Genomic DNA, 20141 nt, shown 5'->3' with positions numbered 1-20141 from the left:
GCCGATCCTGTTACCGGCTGGACGGATACGAGCCCAGCACCTTGAAGTAAGCCGCGTTGCGGCGCAGCTCTTCCAGCGCGCGCGCCACTGAAGCATCGTGCTGGTGGCCTTCGACGTCGACGTAGAAGTAGTACTCCCACGCGCCGCTGCGCGCGGGCCGCGACTCGAACCGGCACATCGACACGCCGTTGTCGGCCAGCGGCGCAAGCAGCTGGTAGACCGCACCGGCCTTGTTGGGCACCGAGAGGATCATCGAGGTCTGGTCGCTGCCGGAGGGCTCGGTCTCGTAGCGGCCGATCACGGCGAAGCGCGTGCGGTTATGCGGATCATCCTGGATGTGCGTGCGCACCAGATGCAGGTGGTAGCGATTGGCCGCCGACTCGCCGGCGATGGCCGCCACGGTGGGATCCTCGCTGGCCATGCGTGCCGCTTCCGCATTGCTCGACACCGCCTGGCGCTCCAGGTGCGGGTAGTTGGCCGTGAGCCAGTGCTGGCACTGCGCCAGCGCCTGCGCATGCGCGCGCACCACGGTCACGCCCTTCATATCGGGCGACGACGCCATCAGGTTGTGGTGCACCTTCAGCGCGATCTCGCCACTGATCTTCAGCGAGGTCTGCAGGAACAGGTCCAGCGTGCGCGAGACCGCGCCCTCGGTGGAATTCTCCACCGGCACCACGCCGTACTCAACGGTGCCGGCTTCCACCGCGCGGAACACCTCGTCAATGCTGGGGCAGGGTACGCCGCTGACCTCGTGGCCAAAGTGCGCGTACAGCGCCTGCTCCGAGAACGTGCCTGCCGGGCCGAGGAAGGCCACCTCGAGCGGCTTCTCCAGCCCGCGGCAAGCCGACATCACTTCACGCCAGATTGCCGCCACGCTGTCGTCTAGCAGGGGGCCGGGGTTGGCCCCCTGCACCTTGCGGATCACCTGCAGCTCGCGCTCGGGACGGAACACCGGCGCGCCGTATTTCTTCTTGACCTCGCCCACATCGAGGGCGAGTTGCGCGCGGCGGTTCAGCATCGCCAGCAGTTCGCGGTCGAGCGTGTCGATCTGCTCACGCAGCGGCGTCAGCTCGACGCCCAGCGCCTTTTCGGCCGCGCCATTGTCCTGCTGCGCCTCCCCCTGCACGCCTTGCTTGTCTTGATTTGTCATTGTATGAATCCGCTACGCCACGCCATTGCGCAGTGCCAATGGCAGTGAAATGGCCTTGGGAAAAACCGAATCGGCACCGCTGCGGCATCGCCAAGCGATGCCGCAGCGAACAAAGGATCAGGCCGCGGTCCGCTCGAACTCGCGCATGTACTCGATCAGGGCGGCAACGCCCTCGATCGGCATGGCGTTGTAGAGGCTGGCGCGCATGCCGCCGACCGACTTATGGCCCTTCAACTGCACCAAGCCGTTGGCGCGCGCGCCTGCCAGGAAGGCGTCGTTGCGGGATTCGTCGGCCAGGAAGAACGGCACGTTCATGCGCGAGCGGCTGCCAGGATCGATCTCGTTGCGGTAGAACGCGCTCTGGTCGAGGAACTCATACAGCGCGTGCGATTTGGCGATATTGCGTTGCTCGATGGCGCCTACGCCGCCTTGCGCCTTGAGCCACTTGAAAACCAGCCCGGCGATATAGATGGAATAGGTCGGCGGCGTGTTGTACATCGAGTCATGCTCGGCCACCAGGCGCCAGTTGAAGGCGGACGGGCACAGGGGATGCGCATGGCCCAGCAGGTCTTCGCGCACGATCACGATAGTCAGGCCGGCCGGCCCGATGTTCTTTTGCGCGCCGCCGTAGGCTACCTGCACGCGCGACCAGTCGACCGGGCGCGACAGGATGTGGCTGGAAACGTCGGCGACCACGACCGGTCCGCCGTCGCGGTGCTGGCCGATGTCGGGCACGTCCTGGAACTCCACGCCAACGATGGTTTCGTTGGTGCACAGGTGCACGTAGGCAGCATCGTCCGACAGCTTCCAGTCAGCCACATCCGGGATGCGGGCGAACTTTTGCGCGATGCTGGTGGCTGCGATATTCACCTCGCCGTAGCGGCGCGCTTCCTGTTCGGACTTGACCGACCAGGTGCCGGTGACGACGAAATCCGCCTTGGGACGATCCGCGTTCACGCGGCGCATCAGGTTCAGCGGCACGATGCCGTTTTCGCCGATGGCACCGCCCTGCAGGAACAGGATACGGAAGTTCTTCGGCACCTGCAGCAGTTCGCGCAGGTTGGCCAGCGCCTCGGCCTGGATGCTCTCGAACTCGCGGCTGCGGTGGCTCATTTCCATCACCGACACGCCGGATCCGTGCCACGACAGCATCTCGTCGGCTGCCTGCAGCAGCACTTCGGTCGGCAGGGCCGCCGGACCGGGCGAGAAGTTATAGACACGCTCGGCCACGGCGCGCTGCATCATGGCGGCAAGTGCTGGATTCTGGGGTTCGTTCATGGATCGAGATGGAAATGAAAAATGGCTGCCGGTATTACCCAAGCAGCCATTATCCATCAAACCCGCGCCAGATTGGGGAGGCGAGGACAGCGCCCCGCCCGCCCAGCCTGCCCGCCGGCGAATTACTTCGCCGCGGCGGCGATTTCCTTCTCGGCGGCGTCGCGCATCGACTTGCCGACTTGCGGGCCGTACTTTTGCATCATCGAGCCCCAGATTTCCTGGGTCGCCTTGCCCTGGTTAGCCATGAACTTCTGGCCGGTCGGCGACTTCAGGAACGTGGTCAGGTCCTTGATTTCCTGGGCGCTGTAGTACTTGCCGAAGGCGTCGTAGTGGGCCTTCATGGCATCGGTCTTGAAGCCATCGGTGGTGAACGCCGTGCCGGCACCATCGACCATGCGCTGCACCGCGCCGTTCTTCTTGAGCTTCTCGACGGCAGCCTGCTTTTGCTTGTCGTTGAGCGTCTTGTTCTCGACCAGTACCTGCTCCAGGACCATGGGCGCTTCCTGCTTGGCGCCTTGCTGCCAGTTCTCGGCCTGGCCCTTGACGGCCTGGTCGGCTTGCATCACGGTCAGCAGTTCCTTGATGGCAGCGGTCTTGTCGGCGTCCTGGGCATGCGCCGCGTTGGCCAGCATCATGGCCGGTACGAAGGCAGCCAGAACAGCGATACGTCGATAGGTTTTGAGCATTGTGACTCCCTTGTAAATATGTCCGTTTTAGTCCCGCAGCCGGCAATCGAGTTCCGGATAACGGGTCAATGTTGCAACAACTTACGAATTTGATCCTGTGTCAGGTGTGCCGGCGTCGGTGCCGTCCTGCGCACCTGCCTGCTCACCGTCGGCAGCCGGAGCCGCCGCATCCACCGCGTCAGTCCCTTCTTCGAGTTCGTCGCCCGCCACACCGTTGTCGGCATCGCTTTCGACGATTCGCTGCAGGCCGGACAGCTTGGTGCCCTCGTCCACATTGATCAGGGTCACGCCTTGCGTGGCACGTCCCATCTCGCGGATTTCAGACACACGTGTGCGGATCAGCACGCCGCCGGTCGTGATCAGCATGATCTCGTCCTCCGGCGACACCAGCGCGGCAGCCACTACCCGGCCGTTGCGCTCGCTCGTCTGGATCGCAATCATGCCCTTGGTGCCACGGCCATGTCGAGTGTACTCGGCGATCGGGGTGCGCTTGCCGTAACCGTTTTCGGTGGCGGTCAGCACACTGCCCACTGCGACGGCCTGCTCGCTGGTCTCGGCCGGGGCCACCAGCATGGCGATCACGGTCTGGCTTTCTTCCAGGTTCATGCCGCGCACGCCGCGGGCCTGGCGGCCCATCGGACGCACGTCGTTTTCGTCGAAGCGCACGGCCTTGCCGGAATCCGAGAACAGCATCACGTCGTGCTGGCCGTCGGTGACGGCAGCGCCGATCAGGTAGTCGCCCTCATCGAGGTCGACTGCGATGATGCCGGCCTTGCGCGGGTTCGAGAACTCGGTCAGCGCCGTCTTCTTGACAGTGCCGCGCGCGGTGCTCATGAAGATGAAGTGCTCGGCATCGAACTGGCGCACCGGCAGGATGACGTTGATCTTCTCGCCATCGGACAGCGGGAACATATTGACGATCGGCCTGCCGCGCGAGTTGCGCGACCCCTGTGGCACCTCGTATACCTTCAGCCAGTACAGCCGGCCGCGGTTCGAGAAGCACAGGATGTAGTCATGCGTGTTGGCGACGAACAGCGTGTCGATCCAGTCGTCTTCCTTGGTGGTGGTCGCCAGCTTGCCGCGGCCGCCGCGCTTTTGCGCGCGGTACTCGGAAATCGGCTGGCTCTTCATATAGCCACTGTGCGACAAGGTCACCACCATGTCCTGCGGGGTGATCAGGTCCTCGGTATCGAGCTCGGTGGCGTTGAGCTCGATGTGCGAACGGCGCAGGTCGCCGAACTCGGCACGGATGGCGGTCAGCTCGTCGGTGATGATGGTGCTGATGCGCTCCGGGCGCGACAGGATGTCGAGCAGGTCGGAGATGACCGCCATGACATCGCGGTATTCCTGGACGATCTTGTCCTGCTCCAGGCCCGTGAGGCGCTGCAGGCGCATCTGCAGGATTTCCTGGGCTTGCGAGTCGGACAGGCGGTACAGCCCGTCGGCTTGCATGCCGAAGATGGCCGGCAGACCGTCCGGGCGGTAGGACGCCCGGCCGCCGGCGGTGTCGCCTTCAGCGCGTGCCAGCATTTCGCGCACCAGGCTGGAATCCCAGGCCTTGGCCATCAGCCCTTGCTTGGCGATGGGGGGCGTGGGCGCCGCCTTGATGATCGCGATGAACTCATCGATGTTGGCGAGAGCCACCGCCAGGCCCTCCAGCACATGGCCGCGCTCGCGCGCCTTGCGCAGCTCGAACACGGTGCGGCGGGTGACGACCTCGCGCCGGTGCGACAGGAAGCAATCCAGCATCTGGCGCAGGTTCAGCAGGCGCGGCTGGCCATCGACCAGCGCCACCATGTTCATGCCGAAGGTGTCCTGCAGCTGGGTGTGCTTATATAGATTGTTCAGCACCACTTCCGGCACTTCGTTGCGCTTGAGCTCGATCACCACGCGCATGCCGGATTTGTCGGACTCGTCGCGGATATCGGAGATGCCCTCGACCTTCTTGTCCGTCACCAGCTCGGCGATGCGCTCGAGCAGGGTGCGCTTGTTGACCTGGTAAGGCAGCTCGTCGACGATAATCGCCTGGCGCTGGCCACGGTCGATATCCTCGAAGTGCGTCTTGGCGCGCATGACGACGCGGCCGCGGCCGGTGCGGTAGCCTTCGCGCACGCCCTGGATGCCATAGATAATGCCGGCGGTCGGGAAGTCCGGCGCCGGAATCAGCTCGATCAGTTCGTCAATCGTAGCTTGCGGATTACGCAGCAGATGCAGGCAGCCATCGACCACTTCGTTAAGGTTATGCGGCGGGATATTGGTGGCCATACCCACCGCGATACCCGACGAACCATTAATCAGCAGATTCGGGATGCGTGCCGGCAGAATCAGCGGCTCATGTTCGGAGCCGTCATAATTCGGCCCGAAATCGACAGTTTCCTTATCGATATCGAGCAGCATCTCGTGGGCAATCTTGGACAGGCGGATTTCGGTATAACGCATGGCTGCCGCGTTATCCCCGTCCACCGAACCGAAGTTACCCTGGCCATCGACCAGCATGTAGCGCAGCGAGAAATTCTGCGCCATCCGCACGATCGTATCGTATACAGCAGTGTCGCCGTGGGGGTGATACTTACCAATCACGTCCCCGACGATACGGGCCGATTTCTTGTACGGCCGGTTCCAGTCGTTGTTAAGCTCATGCATCGCATAGAGCACACGCCGGTGTACCGGCTTCAAGCCATCCCGCACATCGGGAAGCGCGCGCCCGACGATCACGCTCATGGCGTAATCGAGATAGGAACGGCGCATTTCCTCTTCGAGGGAGACCGGAAGGGTTTCTTTGGCGAATTGATCCATTGCGGCGTGGGTTATCCGGCGAATTTAAACAGAAGGCACCCAGGTGAATCGCCATTCGCCAAAGCGGCGTCTGACAGGTGGGCAACGTGACATTCTAACATGCGCGGCTGCCCTCTCCCGCAGCCGCGGCGCCCCCCTTGGCAGGGGCTTCGGCAGCGCCCGGAAAGCACGCGCAAGGCCGAGTCGAAAATCCTGCAAGCACGGCCTGACAAGGGTTTGCGGGCATCGCAAGGGCCATGTTGCACAAACACCACAGGCCTAAAACCCATTGATGGAATCGAATATATTTACTTCTTAGGAAACGACCCTTGTGGCACAATTCCCCAGCGAAGAGCCAGACATTGTTCGAAGTGGAGCATACACCGCATCGAGAATGTTATACTCCGAAGAATGTATGACTTGTTTCCGTCCATTTGCTCGCAGTAACCCTGCGGTGATCTCATCCTGAGAGGAGAAATATGAAAAAATTTGCCAAGCTCGCGCTCGTTGCAGCTACCGCAGTAATGGCTGCATCCGCTCAAGCCCAGTCCGTCCCCTACGAAAAGAAGGCTGTGAACGATAACTGGGGCAACGGTACGAGCGAGTACGTGTGGAAGAACGGCACGAACGAGCTCTGCTGGCGCGACAGCTCGTGGACCCCGGCCACCGCCAACGCCCTGTGCGATGGCGCCCTGGCTCCGGCGGTCGCTCCGGCTGCCCCCTCGGTGGCACCGGTTGCTCCTCCGGTTGTTTCCAGCGAAAAGGTCACTTTCGCTGCTGACACCCTGTTCGATTTCGACAAGGCTGTGCTGAAGCCGGAAGGCAAGGCTAAGCTGGACGACCTGACCTCCAAGCTGTCGGGCATCACCCTGGAAGTGATTATCGCAGTTGGCCACACCGACTCGTTCGGCTCGGACAAGTACAACGATCGCCTGTCGATCCGTCGTGCTGAAGCCGTCAAGGCCTATCTGGTCAGCAAGGGCGTGGAAGCCAACCGTGTCTACACGGAAGGCAAGGGCAAGCGTCAGCTGAAGGTTGACCCGAAGTCGTGCAAGGGCAATCGCAAGGCACAAATCGCCTGCCAGCAGCCGAATCGTCGCGTGGAAGTCGAAGTGGTCGGCACCCGCAGCGCACGTTAATCGGAACCTTTCCGATGAAAGAAAGCCCAGCGCAAGCTGGGCTTTTTTTTTGATACAGTCGCAGCATACCCTCCGCTTTCACGCTGCCGCCCTGGTGGCGCGCCAAACTCCATGACGCAGATATCCTCCCCGCTCCATCCGACCGTTGAAACTACCTTGATCGGTAAGAACGCCGACGCACGCGAAATCGACAAATTCAGCGAGCTGGCCCATCGCTGGTGGGATCCGGAAAGCGAGTTCAAGCCGCTGCACGAACTCAACCCCCTGCGGCTCGGCTGGATCGACGGCATCGCCAGCCTCAAGGGCAAGGACGTGGTCGACATCGGCTGCGGTGGTGGCATCCTGGCGGAGAGCATGGCGCGCACCGGCGCCACGGTGCGCGGCATCGACCTGTCCACCAAGGCACTGAAGGTCGCCGACCTGCACAGCCTGGAGTCCGGCGTGACAGTGACCTACGAAGAGATCGCTGCCGAAGCGCTGGCGGCGCGCATGCCCGCCAGCGTCGATGTGGTGACCTGCATGGAAATGCTGGAGCACGTGCCCGACCCGCAATCGATCCTGCGCGCCTGCGCCACGCTGGTACGCCCGGGCGGCTACGTGTTCTGCTCCACGATCAACCGCAACCTCAAGGCCTATCTGCTGGCCGTGGTCGGCGCCGAATACGTGCTCAAGATGCTGCCGCGCGGCACGCATGACTACGACAAGTTCATCACGCCGTCCGAACTCGCCCGCTACGCCCGCAACACCGGGCTCGAACTGGTCGAGATGCGCGGCATGACCTACAACCCGCTGACCCAGGTCTACTCGCTGGGCCGGGACACCGATGTGAACTATATGATGGCATTTCGCCGGCCCGCCTGAACATGCGCACCTACGACGCAGTCTTCTTTGATCTCGACGGCACGCTCGCCGACACCGCCCCCGACCTGGCCGCGGCCGCGAACCGGCTCGTCACCGAGCATGGCCGCCCGCCCGTGGACTACGAGAAACTCCGCCCCGTGGCCTCGCACGGCGCACGCGGCCTGATTGGCGCCGCCTTCGGCAAGAGCCCGGCCGACCCAGAGTTCCCCGCCCTGCGCGACACCTTCCTCGATTACTACGAGGCCGACATCGCGGTGCATACGCGCCTGTTCGATGGCATGGCCGAGGTGCTGGACGCGCTCGAAACCGCCGGCATCCGGTGGGGTATCGTCACCAACAAGATCACGCGCTTCACAGCGCCGCTGGTCGCCGCCATCGGACTGGCGCCGCGCGCCTCAGCCGTGGTCAGCGGCGACACCACGGCGCATGCCAAGCCCCACCCCGCACCGCTGCTGCATGCCGCCGAAGTCAGCGGCGTGGCGCCCGGGCGCTGCGTGTACGTTGGCGATGACGTGCGCGACATCCAGGCAGGCAAGGCCGCCGGCATGATCACCATCACCGCGGCCTACGGCTACTGCGGCGATGGCGAACCGCCCGAGGCATGGGGCGCCGACTACCTGGTGCGCCATCCCAGCGAGCTGATCGCGCTGCTGGCCCCTGGCGCACAGCGCTGACGCGCGAGGCGGCACGGCAGGCATTTACACCTGAAGCCGCCGACGGGGTACAATCTGTCTTCTTGACACTGTTCACACAGTTCACGCAGGGGCCGACCTGGTTTCGACGTGGGTTACAAAGCAGTGGAGGGCATACCGAGGACCCGTCACCTCGTTAATCAATGGGAATGCAATAACTGCTAACGACGAACGTTACGCACTGGCCGCTTAATTGCGGCCGTCCTCGCACTGGCTCGCTGGCGGGCTAGAGTCGCAAGACTACGCGAGGTCATTAACGCCAGATAAGCCCTGAGTTTGTCACGGACCTAGGGACGAAAATTTAGTGACTCGCCGTTGTAGAGCGTGTCCGTCCGCGATGCACCGGTTAAATCAAATGGCAGGACTAAGTATGTAGAACTCTCTGTGGAGGGCTTGCGGACGCGGGTTCGATTCCCGCCGGCTCCACCAATATTCAGTCCCGGTTATTTCCAGGACTACCGAAACCCCGAGGATAGGCATCCTCGGGGTTTTCTTTTTTCCGGCTTTGATAATGAGGGTGGCGCAAAGCCCCCACTACCCCAAAAAAATTGCTGCAAAGGCGGGCAATTTCCGCCGAATTAAGATTTGTCCGATTCACATAACGCCCCCAAGCCTGCATCATCTACCCAAGCTGCCTCTGCAGAGGCAGACTTCCCGACGCGGGCCTTCGTAGCTTCACGTCCGGAGTTGCCCTCCAGCGCCCGCCCAATCCTGTGTGGGCGTCTTTTTTTGGGCGCTCGAACAAGCTCAGCGCGGTCGCCAGGCGCAAGGTCATTAGCAAATTGTAATCATCTGTTACAGTCGAGATTTTTTCGGCAACCGAAAAGCGGCGCCAGAGGCGCCCATGCGCATCGGAACAGGCAAGTACAAATGAAGAAACTGATTGGGGCTGCAAGCATTGCGCTGACCCTCGCAGGCTGTGGCGGATCGGGCGACAACAGTGACGGACTGGCGATCGTGCGCACTCCTCCCGCCACCACACCCACCACACCCACCACACCTACGACACCCACGGCCCCGACGACCCCAGTGACCCCGGCGGCACCCGACACCATCGCGCTTGGCTCAGGCTTCTACATCGGTACCTCTGCCGCCAGCGAGCGGTTCAACATCCTGGTGTTGGACGAGAACGTCTACTACGCCTTCTACGCGATGGCGGGCATACCGGACGTATCGACCGGGGTCCTGACCGGCAACTACAGCTCGGGCAGCGGTGCGCTCACCACCAATAACAACGGGCTGGACTTCAATCAGGAGGCGGCTGGCTACAGCCTGACCGCAGCGAACCTGATGGCGGCCTACGTGCCGGGCAAGTCGATCCAGGCGCAGGTCACCTACCGCAACGGCAAGAGCGCGGTCGTCAATGCCACCTACAGCACCGACTACAACTTCATCGCGACCACCGACGGCCTGAAGGGGACTTACTACGGCACGTCGAACATCATCGACACGACCGGAATCGAGGCGGGTGCGGTAAGGCTTTCCATCGACGCCAGCGGCAACCTCACGCTAGACGGCAGCGGCTCGGGCTGCAGCTTTACCGGGACCGCCACGCCGCGGCGCCAGGGCAAGGTCTACAACGTTGCCCTGCAGCTGACTGGGCCGAGTTGCCCTTACGCGAACACACCCATGAGCGGCATCGCTTACTACGACCCCACCACCACGCATAGCTTGCCCACGCCCGGCCAGATCTACCTGTTTGCGATGCGCCCCGACCGCCAGGTCGGGGTGATCTTCACTGGCAAGCTCTGAAGCGCAGCCTAGAGAAAGCGGTCGAGGATCTTGCGGCTGCCCTTGTCCAGGCTGGCCAGGTTGCGCACCAGGTAATGGATGCCATGGCTGTCGGAGATCAGCAGCGTGGAGCCGGCGAGGCGGCGGATGTCTTCCTCGCCACGCAGCACCAGCGACGTGAGGCCGCGATCCGTCTCTACCTCCCAGGTGCTGGGGGTAGCGTAGGTCGACACCGAGCGGATGCGGCGGATCTCCGGCATGAATTCACGGCTGGCCAGCTCGGCCTCGATCATCTCGCGCACCGGGGCAGGCAAGGTATCCAGGCGAGGCAGCCAGGCCAGCTCGCGGCCATCGGCACTGACGAGGCCGACGCCGTCGTCGGGCGCGGCGATGGGGAAGGCGCGCACGGGAACGACACCATCATGCACAACGCCATCTGCCGTGGTCATCACCAGGCGGCCAAGGGCATTGCGGGAGAGCTTGAAATCGACTTGCTGCATGTGAGCTCCCATCCTTATTGCACGTTGACCGCATCGGCGGAGGTGAGATCCGCGTCGGCATCGACATTGCGGGCCTGCGCCTGGTAGAGCTTGTAGTAGGCGCCTTCGCGCGCCAGCAATTCATCGTGGTTGCCAACTTCCACGATCTGTCCGCGATCCATTACCACCAGTCGGTCCGCCTTGCGCAGCGTGGACAGGCGGTGGGCGATGGCGATGGTGGTGCGGCCTTGCACCAGGTTGTCCAGCGCCTTCTGGATTTCCTTCTCCGTCGTCGTATCCACCGACGAGGTGGCCTCGTCCATGATCAGGATGCGCGGATTGATCAGCAGCGCGCGAGCGATGGAGATACGCTGGCGTTCGCCGCCGGACAGCGCCTGCCCGCGCTCGCCCACGAGAGAGTCATAGCCGTGCGGCAGGCGCAGGATGAACTCGTGCGCATGAGCGGCGCGCGCCGCGGCGATGATCTCTTCGCGCGAAGCGCCCGGCTTGCCGTAGGCAATGTTCTCGGCAATCGTGCCAAAGAACAGGAACGGCTCCTGCAGCACCAGCCCGATATGGCTGCGGAACTCCGAGACCGGCAGCGAGCGGATATCGACGCCGTCCAGCCGGATCGCGCCCTCGGAGACATCGTAGAAGCGGCAGATCAGGTTGACCAGCGTGCTCTTGCCCGACCCGCTGTGTCCCACCAGGCCAATCATCTCGCCCGGTGCGATCGACAGGTTGAGCCCGCGGATTACGGCACGGTTGCCGTAGCGGAAGCCCAGCTCGCGCAGCTCGATGGCGCCCTCCACACGCTCCAGGTGCACCGGCCGCGTGGGTTCCGGCACGCTGGAGACGTGATCGAGGATATCGAAGATGCGCTTGGCGCCGGCGGCGGCCTTCTGCGTGACCGAGACGATGCGGCTCATCGAATCCAGGCGTGTGTAGAAGCGGCTGATATAGGTGAGGAAGGCCACCAGCACGCCGACCGTGATCGCGTTGTGCGAGACCTGCCAGATGCCGAAGATCCACACCACCAGCAAGCCGATCTCGGTCAGCAGCGTGACGGTCGGGGTGAACAGCGACCACACCGCGTTGACCCGGTCATTGATGGCCAGGTTGTGCCGGTTGGCTTCGCGGAAGCGCTCCACTTCGCGCTTTTCCTGCGCAAAGGCCTTGACCACGCGGATGCCCGGGATGGTATCGGCCAGCACGTTGGTGATCTCCGACCAGATCCGGTCGATCTTCTCGAAGCCGTGGCGCAGCCGGTCGCGCACCAGGTGGATCATCCACGCGATGAACGGCAGCGGCACCAGGGTCACCAGCGCCAGCCACGGGTTGATCGAAATCAGGATGGCCGCCGTCATGACGATCATCAGCACGTCGGTGGCGAAATCCAGCAGATGTAGCGACAGAAATACGCAGATGCGATCACTTTCCGAGCCGATGCGGGCCATCAGGTCGCCCGTGCGCTTGCCGCCGAAGTACTCCAGCGACAGACGCAGCAGGTGCTCGTAGGTGGTGGTGCGCAGGTCCGCGCCGATGCGCTCGGACACCCGCGCCAGCAGATAGGTGCGAGCCCAGCCAAGGCTCCATGCAACCAGCGCCGCACCCAGCAGGCCGGCCAGGTACAGCTTGACCCGGTCGTAGTCGATGGGCAGCCCGTTTTGGTAGGGAATCAGCACGTTGTCCATCAACGGCATGGTCAGGTACGGCGGCACCAGCGTCGCGGCGGTGGACAGCAGCGTCAGCAGGAAGCCGGCCAGCAACTGGAAGCGGTACGGCCGGGCAAACCGCCACAGGCGCAATAGGGCCCAGGTCGACGGCGGCATTTCCAGGTCACGGCTGCATTGCGGGCATTGGTCGTCGTCCGGTGGCAGCGGAGCCTTGCAGGTCGGGCAGACCGCTTCGGCATCCAGATCCAGCCGCCCTGCCCGGCCTGAGGCCGACAGGTCGCGCTGCGCGTGGAACTGGTCGATCAGGCGCAACGCAGCCGGGTTGTGGCCCAGCGTGTAGCGCCAACTGGCCAGCAATCGCCCGTTGTCTTGCAACTCCAGCGTGCCAACCCCCGCATGATCGGCGTGATGCAGCGATAATCCGGGCTGGATCGCCCATTCCTGCCAGTCTTTTTGCCCCGGCATGCGCGCCAGCAAGCGACGATCCGTCACAAGTACCCAGCCTTGGGTAAAATGCAGCTTTGCGTCAAGGTCGACTTCGAGCCAGGCAAGCACGGCTTCGCCAGCTTGCAGGCGGGTGCCGAGTTCGTTACGCCACGGCTCGTTGTGGGCGTCGCTGTCAATCACGGGCAAGGAAGGTTGGGTCATCGTTGGTACGGCATGCTGCGTCCTTGGGCTATGGACATAACTTGAAACAATTTAGCGCGGGCGCGCCCTGGCGGCCCGCCGATTTGCCCGCAGTATACATAAGGCCAAACACACGGGCGCCCCTGATGCACTGCACAATCGCTTTTTAATCAAGAAAGTCAACCGGCTGACCGTTGTAACGTTACTGAAAGGTTAGGCTTCTATTTCTCGGGCACTCGCCCACTGCCTCAAGCTAAATCAATGAAAAAGAAGGACATTGAGATTTTCGATGTCATGTCGCTGCGCGGCCCGAATATGTGGACATATCGGCCTGTGCTGGAGGCGTGGGTCGATATCGGGGAACTGGAGGATTTTCCCTCCAACAAGATTCCGGGGTTCTACGAGCGCCTGTCGGCATGGCTGCCCTCGCTGGTCGAGCATCGCTGCAGTATCGGCGAGCGCGGCGGCTTCCTGCAGCGGCTCAAGGACGGCACGTGGCCTGGCCACATCCTGGAACACGTCACGCTTGAGCTGCAGAACCTCGCCGGCATGCCCGGCGGCTTCGGCAAGGCGCGCGAGACCCCGATCCGGGGTGTCTACAAGGTGATCGTGCGGGCCTGGCACGAGGATGTCACCCGTGCCGCCCTGTTCGCCGCCCGCGACCTGGTGATGGCCGCCATCGAGGACCGTCCCTATGACGTTCAGGAGACGGTGGATCACCTGCGACGCCTGGTGGACAAGCACTGCCTGGGTCCGAGCACTGCCTGCATCGTCGACGCAGCCGACGACCGCGACATCCCGGCGCTGCGCCTGTCCGAGGGCAACCTGGTGCAACTCGGCTATGGCAGCCGCCAGCGCCGCATCTGGACCGCCGAGACCGACCGCACCGCCGCCATTGCCGAGAGCATCTCGCGTGACAAGGACCTGACCAAGAGCCTGCTGGAATCCTGCGGCGTGCCCGTGCCCGAAGGCCGGCTGGTGGAAAGTGCCGCCGACGCCTGGGACGCCGCCGAGGACATCGGCCTGCCGGTGGTGGTCAAGCCCTATGACGGCAACCACGGCCGCGGTGTGTTCACCAACCTGACCACGCGCGAAGAAGTCGAGACCGCCTACGGCGTCGCCATCGATGAGGGCAGTGGCGTCATCGTCGAGCGCTTTGTGCTGGGCAACGAACACCGCCTGCTGGTGGTGGGCGGCCGCCTGGTGGCCGCCGCCATGGGCGAGACCGCCAGCGTGACCGGCGACGGCAAGTCGACCATCGACGAGCTGATCGAGTCGCAGATCAATTCCGACCCGCGCCGCGGCAGCACCGAAGACCACCCGCTCAACAAGGTACGGCTGGATTCGGCCGCGCGCCTGGAACTCAAGCGCCAGGGCTTTGACGCCACGTCCGTACCGCCCGAGGGCAAGCATGTGCTGATCCAGCGCAACGGCAACGTGGCCTTCGATGTGACCGACCGCGTGCACCCGAGCGTGGCCGCGCATGCCTCGCTGGCCGCCCGCATCGTGGGCCTGGACATCGCCGGCGTCGACCTGGTGGCGCAGGACATTTCGCGGCCGCTCGCCGAGCAGCGCGGCGCCATTGTCGAGGTCAATGCCGGCCCCGGCCTGTTGATGCACCTGAAGCCCTCCAACGGCGAAGCCCGCCCGGTGGGCCGTGCCGTGGTGGATCACCTGTTCCCGGCTGGCGAAGGCGACGATAACGGCCGCATTCCCGTGGTCGGCATCACCGGCACCAACGGCAAGACCGTGGTGGCCAAGCTGGTCGCACGCCTGCTGCAGCTCTCGGGCAAGCACACCGGCCTGGCTTGCAGCGACGGCCTCTACCTGGACCGCCGCCAGGTGCAAGGCGGCGACCGCGCCAACTGGGACGCGGCCCGCCGCATCTTGATGAACCGCGCGGTGGATGCCGCCGTGCTCGAGAACGACAGCGGCGCCATCCTGTCCGAAGGCCTCGCCTACGACCGTTGCCAGGTCGGCGTGGTGACCAATATCGATGTGCCCGACCACCTTGGCCAGTATTACGTCGAGGAAGTCGAGAAGATGTACAACGTGCTGCGCACCCAAGTCGACGTGGTACTGGACGGCGGCGTGGCGGTGCTCAACGCGCGCGACCCGCTGGTCGTGGAGATGGCCGAGCTGTGCGATGGCGACGTGATCTTCTTCGGCATGACGGCTGACCTGCCCGCCATTGCCGCGCATCGCGCGGCGGGCCGCCGTGCGGTCTACGTGCGCGACGGCAAAGTGGTGCTCGCCACCGGCAGCCGCGAGGTGCCGCTGGCCGATGTGGCCGCGATCCCCCTCACCTATGCGGGCCGCGTGGCCTTCCAGGTCGAGAACGTGCTGGCGGCTGTGGCCACCGGCTGGGCGCTGGGCATCTCCAACGACCTGATTCGTGCTGGCGTGGTGACATTCGATGTGGGCCAGGTGGATGTGCCCGGACGCTTCACGCTGTTCGAGCGCAACGGTGCCATCGTGGTGATCGACGACGCCCACAATGCACCCGCGCTGGAAGCGCTGGTGGCATCGCTGGAACGCTTCCCGAGCGAGCGCCGCGTGGTGGTGTACGGCGCCGGCGCGCCGCGCCGCGACGAAGACATGGTCAAGCAAGGCAAGGTGCTGGGCGCCGCGTTCGACCGCGTCTTCCTGTGCGAAGACACTTCGGTCAAGCGCGCGCTGCCGGACGCCGAGGCACGCGCGCTGCTCAAGCAGGGCCTGTATGAAGGACGGCGCGTGACCAAGATCATCGACGAGGGCTCGCGCCGCCAGGCGATCGAGGCCGCGCTCGCGCAAGTAGTGGCCGGCGACCTGCTGGTCCTGCAATGCGATGAGGCGACGACCCTGCCGACGATCGACCTGGTGCACCAGTGGATGGGCCAACCGGGCCGCCGCGCCTGATCCGCAAGGAAACTGATTTCATGGAAGTCTCACGTATCCGGGCCCTGCGCGGCCCTAACCTGTGGTGCCGCCACACCGCCATCGAAGCCATCGTTTCTTGCTCTGACGAGGCCCACACGCTGGCACAGCTGCCCGGTTTTGAAGAGCGCTTGCGCGCGCGCTTTCCCGAGGTAGGCCCGCTGCGGCCCGATGACAACGAAGGCGTGGTGTCGCTGGCGCACGCGCTCGAATGCGCGGCCATGCGCCTGCAAGCAGAGGCCGGCTGCCCGGTCAGCTTCAGCCGCACCGCGCCCACTGTCGAACCCGGCACCTATCAGGTGGTGGTGCAGTACAGCGAGGAAGAAGTCGGCCGGCTGGCGCTGGAACTCGCCGCCACGCTGTGCCGCGCCGCGCGCGATGACATGCCGTTCGACCTGGCCGATGCGCTGCATCGCCTGCGCGAGCTCGACGAAGACGTGCGCCTGGGGCCGAGCACCGGCTCCATCGTCTATGCGGGCGTGGCACGCGGCATTCCTTATCGCCGCCTGACGCAAGGCAGCATGGTCCAGTTTGGCTGGGGCAGCAAGCAACGCCGCATCCAGGCCGCCGAAACCGACATGACCAGCGCGGTCTCGGAATCGATCGCGCAAGACAAAGAACTCACCAAGAAGCTGCTGCACGCCGCCGGCGTGCCGGTGCCGATGGGCCGCTCCGTCTCGGACCCCGACGAAGCCTGGGCCGCCGCGCAGGAAATCGATGCGCCGGTGGTGGTCAAGCCGCGCGACGGCAACCAGGGCAAGGGCGTGGCGGTGCGCATCCGCACCCGCGAGGAAGTCATCGCCGCCTATGAAGTCGCCGCCGAGATCAGCTCCGACGTGATCGTCGAGCGCTATATTCCCGGCCACGATTTCCGCCTGCTGGTGGTGGGCAACCACCTGGTCGCCGCGGCCCGCCGCGATCCGCCGCAGGTCACCGGCGATGGCAAGCACACCGTGCGCCAACTGGTCGAGGAAGTGAATCGCGACCCGCGCCGCGGCGAGGGACACGCCACCTCGCTGACCAAGATCCGCTTTGACGATATCGCGCTGGCCACGCTGGCCAAGCAGCATCTCACCGCGGATGCGGTGCCGCCCAAGGGCACCCGCGTGGTGCTGCGCAATAACGCCAACCTGTCCACCGGCGGCAGCGCGACGGACGTCACCGACGATGTGCACCCGGACATGGCAGCCCGCGCCGTGGCGGCCGCGCGCATGGTTGGCCTGGACATCTGCGGCGTCGACGCGGTCTGCGAGACCGTGCTCAAGCCGTTCGAGGAACAAGCCGGCGGCATCGTCGAAGTCAATGCGGCGCCGGGCCTGCGCATGCACCTGCAGCCCTCCTACGGCAAGGGCCGTGCGGTGGGCGAAGCCATCATCTCCACGATGTTCGGCGACGGCGACGATGGCCGCATCCCCGTGGTGGCGGTCTCCGGCACCAACGGCAAGACCACTACGGTCCGCCTGATTGCCCACCTGCTGGCCGGCAGCGGCCTGCGCATCGGCATGACCGGCACCGACGGTGTCTACGTCAAGGGCGAGCGCATCGACACCGGCGACTGCAGCGGCCCGCGCAGCGCCCGCAATGTGCTGATGCACCCCGACGTGGACGCCGCCGTGTTCGAGACCGCGCGCGGCGGCCTGCTGCGCGAAGGCCTGGCCTTCGACCGCTGCGACGTGGCGGTGGTCACCAATGTGGGCGAAGGCGATCACCTCGGGCTGTCCTTTATCAGCACCGTGGAAGACCTCGCCGTGCTGAAAAGCGTCATCGTGCAAAACGTGGCACCGCACGGCATGGCCGTGCTCAATGCCGCGGACCCCATGGTGGTGCGCATGGCCGACGCCTGCCCGGGCGCCGTGACGTTCTTCGCGGCCGACCTCAACAACCCCGTGATGGCTACGCACTGCGCGCAGGGCAAGCGCGTGGTGTACGTCGAGGATGGCCATATCGTGGCCGCCGAAGGCGAGAACCAGGTGCGCATCGCGCTGTCGAGCATTCCGCTGACGCGCGGCGGCTCGATCGGCTTCCAGGTCGAGAACGCCATGTCCGCCACCGCGGCGGCGTGGGCGCTGGGCATCGACTGGGAAGTGATCCGCCGCAGCCTGGCGACCTTCGTCAACGATGCAGCCACCGCCCCTGGCCGCTTCAACGTGTTCGACTACAAGGGCGCGACGCTGATCGCCGACTACGGCCACAACCCGGATGCGATCCAGGCGCTGTGCAACGCCATCGAAGGCATGCCCGCCGAGCGCCGCTCGGTGGTGATCAGCGGCGCCGGCGACCGCCGCGACGTCGATATCCGCCGCCAGACGGAGATCCTTGGCGATGTGTTCGACGAAGTGATCCTGTACCAGGACCAGTGCCAGCGCGGACGCGAGGACGGCGAAGTGCTGGCCTTGCTGCGCGACGGCCTGGAGGGCGCGAAGCGCGCCAGCACAGTCGAGGAGATCCGTGGGGAGTTCCTTGCTATCGATACGGCGTTGTCGCATTTGCAGTCGGGGGATCTTTGCTTGATTTTGGTGGATCAGGTGGAGGAGGCGCTGGCGCATATTGAGCGGAGGATTGCTCAGGGGTGAGTTGGATAGCCTCGCGGTAAACAAGAAAGCCAGCCTCATCGGCTGGCTTTCTTGCATTCTGATTTTGATTGGCGTTGGTTGGTGTCTTGTACCCAACAGCCGTATGACGTTGATCTGCGGGGGCTTTGGTTTTTTTGTTGGCGGCGATGGCTTTTGGGCCCAACAGCCATACGACATCCCCCTGCGGGGGCTGCCGGTCACTCTTCTTTGCGTCGGCAAAGAAGACTAACGAGAAGAAAGCCGACCCTGCCGGGAGCAGAGCAATCGCGGGTGCTAGGGGCGCTGGTTGCGTCGTACGGCCACAGTTCTGCGGGCATCTGCCGGTACCGGTTTGAAGGGCCACGACGCTGCCGATTTCCGGGATTCGCAGTACGGCCCCCGGTAGCGGAATCCTTGCCCATTCGCCAATCTGCCGTTACCAGCGCGCGCCATCACGACACATCGCCCGTCAGTGGTTTCGTGGTGGGGCGGGCGCGGTGGTGAAGGCCCCGAGCATATCAACCCGGTGCCACCGCGCCCACGACGGAACCGGTGCGCTTGCAACTTCGTGGCCGGCCACTGCGCGAGCGACAGACGGCTTGAAGCAGGTGGTGTCTGCTACCGGGGGCCCCGCCACGAATCCCGGAAGCTGGCAGGGTCGTGGCCCTTCAATCCGGACCGGCAGATGCCCGCCGGCACTCCGGGCCGTACGACGCAACCACAGCCCCACATAAGCCTGATTGCTCTGCTCCCGGCAGGGTCGGCTTTCTTCTCGTTAGTCTTCTTTGCCGACGCAAAGAAGAGTGACCGGCAGCCCCCGCAGGGGGATGTCGTATGGCCCTTGGGTCCAAAAACCAACGCCGCCCAAATCCCCCCCTATCCCCCCTATCCCCCCCTCACCCCTAATGCCTCCCCGGCAACGACAGCCGCCTCTCCAACAACCGCTGCACATGCGCCAGCGCCGTACTAAGCATCCAATAAATAGCAGCCACGGCAAGATAAAGCGGCAACGGCTGGTAGGTCGCGGCAATCACCTCCTGCGCCGTGCGCAGCAGCTCCGTCACCGTGATCACAGACACCAGCGAGGTGTCCTTGATCAGGCTGATCAGGCTGTTCGACAGGCTCGGCACCGCCAGCCGCAGCGCCTGAGGGCCGACCACGTAGCGCAAGGTCTGGCCTTGCGTCAGGCCCAGGCTGTAAGCCGCCAGCCACTGCCCGCGCGGGATGCCGAGGATGGCGCCGCGCATGCTCTCCGAGAGATACGCCCCCACGTTCAGGCTCAGCGTCAACACGCCCGCCGGGGTGGGTTCCAGCGCGATGCCGATGCCCGGCAAGCCGTAATACACCACGAAGATCTGCACCAGCAGCGGCGTGCCGCGCATGATGCTGACGTAGGCCCGCGCGACGGCCTTCGGCACGGGCTGGTGGCTGATGCCCATCAACGCCACCACGGTGCCGATCACCAGCCCGAAGATCATCGACAGCAGCGCGAACTTGATGGTCAGCAGCATGCCCTGCAGCAACACGGGCAGCGATGCGGCAACGAGCTGGAGAGCGGACATGGAAAGCCCTGGCGGGA

The 20141-nt window shown here is 64.5% G+C and carries 14 protein-coding genes and 1 other RNA gene; 8 read left to right on the top strand and 7 right to left on the bottom strand.

The genetic code is table 11. The annotated features are described in order from the left end of the window. Positions 1 to 10 precede the first annotated feature (10 nt). From pheA to gyrA, 4 genes are all read right to left on the bottom strand, one after another. Positions 11 to 1150, bottom strand: a complete 1140-nt coding sequence (gene pheA, locus AC1RQC_RS18490; protein ID WP_492373963.1) for a prephenate dehydratase — start codon at positions 1148 to 1150, stop codon at positions 11 to 13. A 117-nt stretch (positions 1151 to 1267) separates the two neighbouring features. Further along, positions 1268 to 2428, bottom strand: coding sequence for a 3-phosphoserine/phosphohydroxythreonine transaminase (serC, locus tag AC1RQC_RS18485; RefSeq protein WP_492884277.1), 1161 nt, complete (start codon positions 2426 to 2428; stop codon positions 1268 to 1270). 122 nt (positions 2429 to 2550) lie between these two features. Beyond that, on the bottom strand, positions 2551 to 3114 hold the full coding sequence (locus AC1RQC_RS18480; RefSeq protein WP_043344476.1) for a DUF2059 domain-containing protein: 564 nt from the start codon (positions 3112 to 3114) through the stop codon (positions 2551 to 2553). Positions 3115 to 3195: 81 nt separating this feature from the next. Continuing rightward, positions 3196 to 5910, bottom strand: a complete 2715-nt coding sequence (gene gyrA, locus AC1RQC_RS18475) for a DNA gyrase subunit A (RefSeq protein WP_492884275.1) — start codon at positions 5908 to 5910, stop codon at positions 3196 to 3198. Between the two features lie 458 nt (positions 5911 to 6368). Between gyrA and ompA the strand changes: the two genes are divergently transcribed. The 5 genes from ompA to AC1RQC_RS18450 all read left to right on the top strand — a co-directional run bounded on the left by ompA (position 6369) and on the right by AC1RQC_RS18450 (position 10333). Further along, positions 6369 to 7028 (top strand): outer membrane protein OmpA, encoded by a 660-nt coding sequence (ompA, locus tag AC1RQC_RS18470; RefSeq protein WP_492373962.1) that lies wholly within the window; start codon positions 6369 to 6371, stop codon positions 7026 to 7028. 111 nt (positions 7029 to 7139) lie between these two features. Then, a complete protein-coding gene (gene ubiG / locus AC1RQC_RS18465; protein WP_459373108.1) occupies positions 7140 to 7889 on the top strand; it encodes a bifunctional 2-polyprenyl-6-hydroxyphenol methylase/3-demethylubiquinol 3-O-methyltransferase UbiG in 750 nt (249 codons plus the stop codon). A gap of 2 nt (positions 7890 to 7891) precedes the next feature. Continuing rightward, positions 7892 to 8563 carry a phosphoglycolate phosphatase gene (gene gph / locus AC1RQC_RS18460; protein ID WP_416047841.1) on the top strand — a complete coding sequence of 224 codons (672 nt, stop codon included), beginning with the start codon at positions 7892 to 7894 and terminating at the stop codon, positions 8561 to 8563. 88 nt (positions 8564 to 8651) lie between these two features. Beyond that, positions 8652 to 9010, top strand: a transfer-messenger RNA (tmRNA) gene (ssrA, locus tag AC1RQC_RS18455). A gap of 441 nt (positions 9011 to 9451) precedes the next feature. After that, positions 9452 to 10333 carry a hypothetical protein gene (locus AC1RQC_RS18450; RefSeq protein WP_492884273.1) on the top strand — a complete coding sequence of 294 codons (882 nt, stop codon included), beginning with the start codon at positions 9452 to 9454 and terminating at the stop codon, positions 10331 to 10333. Positions 10334 to 10341: 8 nt separating this feature from the next. On the opposite strand, the gene AC1RQC_RS18445 is transcribed toward AC1RQC_RS18450, so the two are convergent. Further along, positions 10342 to 10812, bottom strand: coding sequence for a cyanophycin metabolism-associated DUF1854 family protein (locus AC1RQC_RS18445; protein ID WP_144409738.1), 471 nt, complete (start codon positions 10810 to 10812; stop codon positions 10342 to 10344). 14 nt (positions 10813 to 10826) lie between these two features. Next, a complete protein-coding gene (locus tag AC1RQC_RS18440; protein ID WP_492884271.1) occupies positions 10827 to 13115 on the bottom strand; it encodes a cyanophycin metabolism-associated ABC transporter in 2289 nt (762 codons plus the stop codon). Positions 13116 to 13355: 240 nt separating this feature from the next. Here AC1RQC_RS18440 and cphA (AC1RQC_RS18435) point away from each other — a divergent pair, with 240 nt between their 5' ends. Genes cphA (AC1RQC_RS18435) through AC1RQC_RS18425 form a run of 3 tightly spaced genes read left to right on the top strand, consistent with a single transcriptional unit; the run spans position 13356 to position 18812 of the window. Continuing rightward, positions 13356 to 15992: a cyanophycin synthetase gene (gene cphA, locus AC1RQC_RS18435; RefSeq protein WP_492373958.1), complete on the top strand. Its 2637-nt coding sequence runs from the start codon at positions 13356 to 13358 to the stop codon at positions 15990 to 15992. A 20-nt stretch (positions 15993 to 16012) separates the two neighbouring features. Further along, complete coding sequence (gene cphA, locus AC1RQC_RS18430; RefSeq protein ID WP_492884269.1) at positions 16013 to 18583, top strand: cyanophycin synthetase; 2571 nt, start codon at positions 16013 to 16015, stop codon at positions 18581 to 18583. A 1-nt stretch (position 18584) separates the two neighbouring features. Beyond that, on the top strand, positions 18585 to 18812 hold the full coding sequence (locus tag AC1RQC_RS18425) for a hypothetical protein (protein WP_492884267.1): 228 nt from the start codon (positions 18585 to 18587) through the stop codon (positions 18810 to 18812). A gap of 652 nt (positions 18813 to 19464) precedes the next feature. Here the strand turns inward: AC1RQC_RS18425 and AC1RQC_RS18420 are convergent. Beyond that, the gene (locus AC1RQC_RS18420; protein WP_174423239.1) at positions 19465 to 20124 is read right to left on the bottom strand and encodes an amino acid ABC transporter permease; all 660 of its coding nucleotides are present in this window, start codon (positions 20122 to 20124) and stop codon (positions 19465 to 19467) included. Positions 20125 to 20141: the final 17 nt, after the last annotated feature.

This window comes from Cupriavidus sp. GW822-FHT03E04 (assembly GCF_058801495.1).
This window is presented reverse-complemented; position numbering and strand designations above follow the sequence as displayed.